The sequence below is a fragment of the Nocardia sp. CDC153 genome (assembly GCF_035818515.1).
Taxonomy (GTDB): Bacteria; Actinomycetota; Actinomycetes; order Mycobacteriales; family Mycobacteriaceae; genus Nocardia.
Map to the genome: position 1 here is coordinate 370997 of NZ_JAYKYU010000003.1, position 6722 is coordinate 377718.

7 protein-coding genes are annotated in these 6722 nt (G+C 69.4%); all 7 read right to left on the minus strand.

All coding sequences use genetic code 11. The annotated features are described in order from the left end of the window. Positions 1-60: 60 nt before the first annotated feature. Positions 61-1311: a hypothetical protein gene (locus VMT65_RS18515; protein ID WP_326309529.1), complete on the minus strand. Its 1251-nt coding sequence runs from the start codon at positions 1309-1311 to the stop codon at positions 61-63. Then, on the minus strand, positions 1308-1625 hold the full coding sequence (locus tag VMT65_RS18520; RefSeq protein WP_326309530.1) for a type VII secretion target: 318 nt from the start codon (positions 1623-1625) through the stop codon (positions 1308-1310). The genes VMT65_RS18515 and VMT65_RS18520 overlap by 4 nt, the downstream gene beginning before the upstream one ends. Before the next feature lie 191 nt (positions 1626-1816). Beyond that, positions 1817-2179 carry a hypothetical protein gene (locus VMT65_RS18525; RefSeq protein WP_326309531.1) on the minus strand — a complete coding sequence of 121 codons (363 nt, stop codon included), beginning with the start codon at positions 2177-2179 and terminating at the stop codon, positions 1817-1819. Beyond that, positions 2172-2969 carry an ESX secretion-associated protein EspG gene (locus VMT65_RS18530; protein ID WP_326309532.1) on the minus strand — a complete coding sequence of 266 codons (798 nt, stop codon included), beginning with the start codon at positions 2967-2969 and terminating at the stop codon, positions 2172-2174. The genes VMT65_RS18525 and VMT65_RS18530 overlap by 8 nt, the downstream gene beginning before the upstream one ends. 4 nt (positions 2970-2973) lie before the next feature. After that, positions 2974-4830 (minus strand): hypothetical protein, encoded by a 1857-nt coding sequence (locus tag VMT65_RS18535; protein ID WP_326309534.1) that lies wholly within the window; start codon positions 4828-4830, stop codon positions 2974-2976. A gap of 45 nt (positions 4831-4875) precedes the next feature. After that, positions 4876-6402: a hypothetical protein gene (locus VMT65_RS18540; RefSeq protein ID WP_326309535.1), complete on the minus strand. Its 1527-nt coding sequence runs from the start codon at positions 6400-6402 to the stop codon at positions 4876-4878. 31 nt (positions 6403-6433) lie between these two features. Continuing rightward, positions 6434-6712: a hypothetical protein gene (locus VMT65_RS18545; protein WP_326309536.1), complete on the minus strand. Its 279-nt coding sequence runs from the start codon at positions 6710-6712 to the stop codon at positions 6434-6436. Positions 6713-6722 lie beyond the last annotated feature (10 nt).

The window sequence follows — 6722 nt, forward strand, 5'->3', positions numbered from 1 at the left end:
CATCCCTCCCTTTCAGCGCATCTTATCGCGTCAGCCGGCTTGGCATCGAACGGGTTTCGCTCACTGTGCCGGGCGCGGGCCGGTGGTGCCGACCGCGCCGACCACCGGCACGCCGGTGTAGCCCAGTTCGCCGACGACTTCGTCGCCGTGCTCGGCGGTGACCATGTTGGTGCGCACTTCCTCGTCGGCGTCACCGGCCGCGGCGGACGCGCCCGCTGCCGCTCCCATCGGCGGCACCATGCCGCCGCCCATGCCGACGCCGCCGGTGGCCGACATCGGCACGGGGGCGGGCGCGGGCGTTGTGGTGGTCGAGCTCATGGTGCGGGGGCTGGCCTGGCCGAGCGGCGTCGAGGGCGCGCTCACGCCGCCCAGCCCACCCATCGGGGCGAGACCGCCGCCGAGCCCGGAGGAATCCGTCTTGGCGGCAACCGGTTCCGCCTCGGGGGCCGGGTCGTCCACCGAGGTCTGGCTGATCGACTGCAACTGCTGCAGCTGCTGCACACCCTGGCTGGCGACGCTGCTCAGCGGCGAGATCGCGCTCAGCAGCTGCGTCACCTGGGACAGCGAGTCCACGCCCTTCGGGGCGTCGGTGATCTTCACCTTCTGTCCGGCGGTGGTCATATTGGCGCTGTGCACCGTCATCTCGGTGCGCGTCTTGGCGACCGTCGCGGTCGCCTCGGCCGCGGTCTCGGTGGCCAGCGACAGCAGGAAGGCCTGCCCGGGCGGGGTGCCGATGAACGGTGCGGCGATCGTGACGCCGGTGACGAACTTGGTGATGATGGCCGACATCATGGCCGCACCGGTGGCCACCGAGGTGGCGGCACCCGCCATCACCGTCTTCTGGTGCAGGTTCTGGCCTTCCAGCTCCATGGCATTGGTCTGCGCCGCCGCGCCCTTCTCGGCCGCACCCGTCGCACCCGAGCCCTGCCAGGAGTTCGAACCCGCCAGCGACATGACCGACTGCGCGATCGACATCACCTGCTGCAGCGCGCTCGACACACCCGAGAGCACCTTCGACGCGTCCAGCCCTTGGCCCAGCTGCCCGGTACCGAACGCGGAGGCCAGATCGGTGAGCGGCTTGGTGAGCGCGGTCAGATCCAGGGTGGGCAGCGGCGGCATGTCGGGCAGCGGCGGCACGGACGGCAGCTGCGGCAGCGCGGGCAGGCCCAGCGTCTGCAGCACATCGCCCACCGGACTGTTCAGCAGCGGGGCGAAGTCGGTGTCGCGCAAGACATCCGCCACCGACTGGCCGGTGGCCGCGAGGGGCGTGGCCTGGACCGCCCCGGTCGAGCCGTCGAGCGGAGTACTCACAGGTCTCGCGACAAGGAGAGGAAGTCGACGCCCGAGGCCTCGTCGGTGGCCTGGTATCCCGCCGCCGCCTCGTGGGCGGTGACCGCGGTGCCCGCGTGCACGGCGGCCAGCTCGGCCACCGAGGACAGGTGATTGCCCTGCGCGCCCGCGTAACTCAACAGGAAGTCCTGACCGATCAGACCGAAGACCGGCACGAGACCGGCGACCGTGGCGACCTGATCGACAGCGGCGGCGCTGGCCACCGCACTGGCCATGGCGGCCGAAGCGTCTCCGTAAGCGCGAATCGCGTCCGGTGTGGCAACGAGGTTGGTCATGACACCCCCATCAGGAAGATCATATCGAATCGAACTATACAGATCGGATATTCACCAGGTACAGCGAAGAGCGCACAAACTGACGAAAAGCCAGGTGAACGTCAGGTATTGCGCAGGTTACCCGGCCGCCCGGATGATGTTGGCGCACAGGATATTTGATCTCACCGGCGGGTCGTGGATGTGATAACGGCTCAGATCGGCCGCAGCCAGCTCTCCGGTTCGGTCTCGTATTCCTGTTCCTCGAGGTATTCCTGGCGGGTCACGTCCTCGGCGGTCGGCAGTCCGGTCAGCGCCAGCAGCTCCGACGACAACCCGGCCGCCTGCAACTGCGCGCGCCGCTCGATCCCGGCGCGGGCCGCGGATTGGTGGCACAGGCGCAGAATCTCGGCCGCCAACAGTTCGGGGTCCTCGCGCAGGCGGGCGCGATCGACCGAAATCGCCCGGGGCAGACCGGCTTCGGTCGTGGTCACCACGATCGCGCCGGTGCGCGAGGACAGCGTGAACTCGGTCGGGAAGTCCGGAGCGGAATCCATGGGCGCGTTCCCTTCACTCATCGGCCATCACCTGCACCACCTCGGCGATATGGGTCTCGAGGACGGCGACCATGCGACGGCGGTCGGCGGCGGCGGCCACCGGGGGATGCTCGCCGGTGACCACGTAGCGGCCGTCGTTCTCGAGGTCGCGCCACCCCAGCCGGTACCGGGCGATGCCGCGCGGGCCGAAACGCGAACGGCCCTGCACCACATCGATGGTGCCCATGCTCTCGGCCGGGGCGGCCAGGAAGTCGGCGGCCCGGGTGACGACCGTCCCCTCCAGGGTCTCGTGCGCGGGCGAGAGACCGAACTCGTAGTCGGTGTCCTCGACGTCCTCGGTCTCGGCGAGCACCAGATCGCCGCCCGGCCCGCCCGGGAAGTCACGACCCACCGGGGTGTCCGGCAGTTCCGCCACCATCCGCTCGGCCAGCGCCTCGGCATAGAACTCCGAGAGCGTGAAACCGCTGCTGTGCGCGTAGGTTTCGCCCGGATGCTGCACCAGCAGATAACCGGCCTCACCCGAGCGGACCCCGAGCAGGCGGATGCTGGCCGAGGCCGAGAGCCGATCACGCCCGTCCCAGCCGTGCACCTCGACCCGCACGTCCGGCATGAGCAGGGCGCGCAGCACCTCGGCGTAGTCGTCGTCCTCGCGGGCGCGCAGGCTCTCGCGGGCCCGCGCCATGTTCGCCAGATGGTCGTCCCACCACTGGGTGCGGCTGGTGAAGGTCAGCGGGCGCGGGAGGAACTCCTCGCCCAGACCCTCCCACAGCGCCAGGAACTCGAGGTCGGTGAACTTCCAGGTTCGAAGCACCGATTCAGCCCTCCACCACGGGTTTCGCGACGATGGGCGCGGTGCCCATGGCCTCGTCGAGGTGTTCGTTGGAGTCCAGGAAGTCGGGGCGCTTGTGCTCCTTGCCCTGCGCACCGTGCGCACCGCCGCCGCCGTGGCCCATGCCGCCCATACCGCCGCCCATTCCTGACGTGCCGCTGCCGGAAGCGATTCCGGCCCGCGCGACGCCCGCGATACTGCCCTCGGCGACCTCCGCGACGGCCGCGCGCGGGAACAGCCGGGCGTTGGCCACCTCCGTGAGCGGCTTGGTCGGAGAACCGCCCGGACCGCCACCGCCGGGTGAACCGCCCAGCGGCTTCTTCAGGTCGTCGAGCAGGTTGGTCAGCGGGGAATCCTTGAGCGCGTCCTTCAGGTCCTGCGACTTCTTCTGGTCGGTGTTTTGCGACCCCGCGGAGGTCAGCGACTGCAGTGCGCTCTGCAGACCCGACATCGCGGAACTCTGACCGGAGCTCGACGAGGAATTCTGATTCGACGAATTCGAGCCCGTGTCATCGGGATTCGAGCCGTTCGGGTTCTTGCCCTCGGGGTTCTTACCGTCCGGGTTCTTACCGTTCGGATCCTTGCCGCCGTGATCCTTGCCGTTCGGATCCTTGCCGCCGTGGTCCTTGCCGTCCTTGTCCTTGGGGTCGTGGTGACCCTTGTCGCGCGGATCGTCCTTGCCCGGGTGGCCGCCCTTGGGGTCGTTCTTGCCGCCCGGCTTCTTCCCGTCCGAGCCGCCGTGGGAACCGGGACCGCTGGGTGAGATCGATCCGTGCGGGCCGCCGCCGCTCCGGTCGCCCGGACCGCTGCCGCGGTAGTCGTTGCGCGGGTGCCACGAGGGGTCCTGTGTGGGCGGCGTGGTCGGGTCGTGCAGCTGGGGAACCGAGGTGCTGGCATAGGCCAGGCCCGGGATGTACCAGGAGGTGAAGGCGGCCTTGCCCTGATTGGCGTATTGGGTCTCGGTGTCGGTATTGGCCCAGGACGGGTCCCAGGTGGCCGGCAGATCCATCGCGATCACCGTGTGCAGCAAGGTGTTCCCGAAGTACGCGATGCTCTCGGCCATGGCCTGCAGATCCGTGGTGAAAGCGGAGGCCTCGGCCACGAAGCGGCCGGTGGCGGACATCGCGGCATCCATGCCGTGGCCGCTCCAACTGCCGCTCTCCTGGATCCGCTTCATGCGTTCGGTGAGGGTTTCGAAACTGCCATCGACGGTGTCCGCCAAGCTCTTCCACGCACCGCTGGAATTGGTCACGGCGACCGCGTGGATGCCATCGCGGACATCGAAGAACCACTTGCCCCGGTGACTGCCCGGGTCCTCGCTGCCGATCGCGTCCGGATAGCGGCCGTTCTTGGCCTGCGCGACGGCCTTCATGTGCGCGAAGTTGGTGTCGTCCGGCGCGGTCGGGGTGTCGGTCCACTGCGGGAACGAGGTGTCCCCGGTCGGCAGCGGCACGACGGTGACGTGGTCCTTGGCCGCGGCCAGCAATGCGTTGAACGCGGTCTTGGAGTGGTCATCCGTGCGGTTGTAGGTATTGCCCGCCGCGAGCAGTGTGTCGGCCATGGAGGACAGCAGGGTGATGTAGTGGTCGATGATGCCGTCGACGGCCTTGCCCTGCGTCTTGTACCGGTCCATGAGGTTCAGCGCCGACTGCAGCATGTTGTTGTCGCTGAAGCCGGTGTACTCGGTCAGCGGCTTGGTGTTCTTCTTGGCCTGCTGCAGTGCGTACACCACGTCGGCCGCGTAACCCGCTGCCTCCTTGGCGATTCCGTCGTCGATCTGCAGCCCGCCGCCGTGTGCCTGCCGGGAAAGATCATCCCAGGGGTTGTCGACTTGGTCAGTCATGCCCCGCTCCTCGAGTCACCCATCGCATCGAAAGACTACGCCCGCTCATTGCGAATGCCGTTGGCGGAAACGCCGTTCCAGACCGGGCAGGTAGACCGACGCGGGCATGCTGGAGGTGGTCGCCTCCACCACCCCGTCGTCGGCGACGTAGTAGAGCGCCCGTTCGATCGTCGGCTCCTCGGCGTCGGCGGGGACGTAGACCATCCAGCCGACCGGAAGTCGTTCGGCCCGAAGCCGATCGAGCGGATACGCGGCGGTGTCGATGCCCTCTGTGCGCACGTGATGACGCACCGCGTCGAGCGCCTCGAGCTCCGGCAGCGGTTCCGGGCCCAGGCGCGCGACCCCGGCCATGGCCAGCTGATAGTGGGCCGAATCCAGATCACCCGACCCGAAGGCCGCCTCCAGCACGGCCTGCGTGACATCGCGGCGCTCGGCGGCGGCCACGAATTCGGCCACCGCGGAACGCTGTTCGTCCGACGGGTCGGCGCTGATGAGATCGGTGATCACCCCGGCGGTGGTGGCCGCGGTCCAGATGCCGGGCACGGCGGCGGCCAGCTCGGTGGCGGCCGGGGATTCGCCGCGGTACCAGCGGCCGCGCTCCCACCAGTAGCAGAAGGTCAGCATGCCGCCGCTGGCACGGGTGTTCAGGACCGGACTGGCGACCCATTCGGGGGCCCCGGCGTACAGGCGCGGGAAGGCCGCGACACCGTTGTAGGCGTCCGCCAATTCCTTTGCGCCCCAGACTCCGCCGGAGAGCACGGCCCGACCGCCCGGCAGCATGTAGAGCGAGGAACCCGAACGGCGCGAGCCCTCGAACCAGGCGAAGGACGGCAGCACGCGCGGACCCCAGTCCGAGCCGACGGCGACGAAGGCGGCGGCGATCGCGGCCCAACGCGACCACAGTCGCGGGAAATCCGGGAAGTCGTGCTCGGAAACCACCGGGAGATAACCGGATTCGCGATCGGCTCGGGCCTCGGCGGCGGCCCGCAGCGGAGTGCGGGACTGGCGGTCGTCGTGGCGGAGGTAGGCGGCCAGCCAGGTGGGCAGTTCCTCGCGGGGGTGCGCGGCCAGATCGGCCAGGTAATCCGCGGGCGGGAAGAGCTGGTCGGCGGGGAAGGGCTCGTCGCCGTAATCGTGGTCGACGGCGAGCTCGCCCTCGACGGTGAGCGCCAATTCCAGCCGCCACCACGGGTCGCCGAGCTCCGCGGACAGTTGCCGGTGCTCGCGCACCAGCGTCAGCATTTCCGGGGTCGGGGACACCAGCGCCTGGCGCTCATCCGCGTCGGCGAAGGCCAGACGGACGCGCTGACCGGTCACGGTCAGCGCGAACGCGGCGCGTACCCGCACCCAGCCCTCCGGACCCAGATCGCGCACCTGCTGGGCGATGCGGTGGGCCAGCTGGCGGGCGCGGGCCGGGATGTCGAGCTCGGGGGCCACCATGCTGAAGCCGATGTCCGGATCGGAATCGGCTGCGGTGGTGGCCGTTTCGGGATCCTCCACGCCGATGACCGGGGCCATGCCGTCGAAATCCGGGGCGGTCGCCTCGGCGCTGGGTTCCTGCGTATTCGTCACGCGTCATCGTCTCCTCGGCCGACCGTGGCCGCTAGCGTTCCCGGGTCTGCCGCTCGGCGATCTTGCGCGCCAACTCCGCCTGCCACCGCTGCGCATTGCTGCCGTCCAACTGGCCCGCGAACGCGCGGCGGGCGGCCTCGATCAGCTCGTCGGTGACGTCGGGATACGCACTCGCGATCTCCCACAGCGCGTTCTCGGTTGGCATGTCGAAACCCGTCTCGGTGCGAATCCCCTGCCCCGAGACCGCGTCCTGCAATGACGCCTCGAACGTCCGCCGCAATTGCTCCTCGGTTGGGCGGCCACCACGCACGTGCATCCTC

Coding starts and splice junctions, on each gene's coding strand:
- VMT65_RS18525 (WP_326309531.1), bottom strand. CDS start 2,179: ATGAGTGAAGGGAACGCGCCCATGGATTCCGCTCCGGACTTCCCGACC.
- VMT65_RS18520 (WP_326309530.1), bottom strand. CDS start 1,625: ATGACCAACCTCGTTGCCACACCGGACGCGATTCGCGCTTACGGAGAC.
- VMT65_RS18535 (WP_326309534.1), bottom strand. CDS start 4,830: ATGACTGACCAAGTCGACAACCCCTGGGATGATCTTTCCCGGCAGGCA.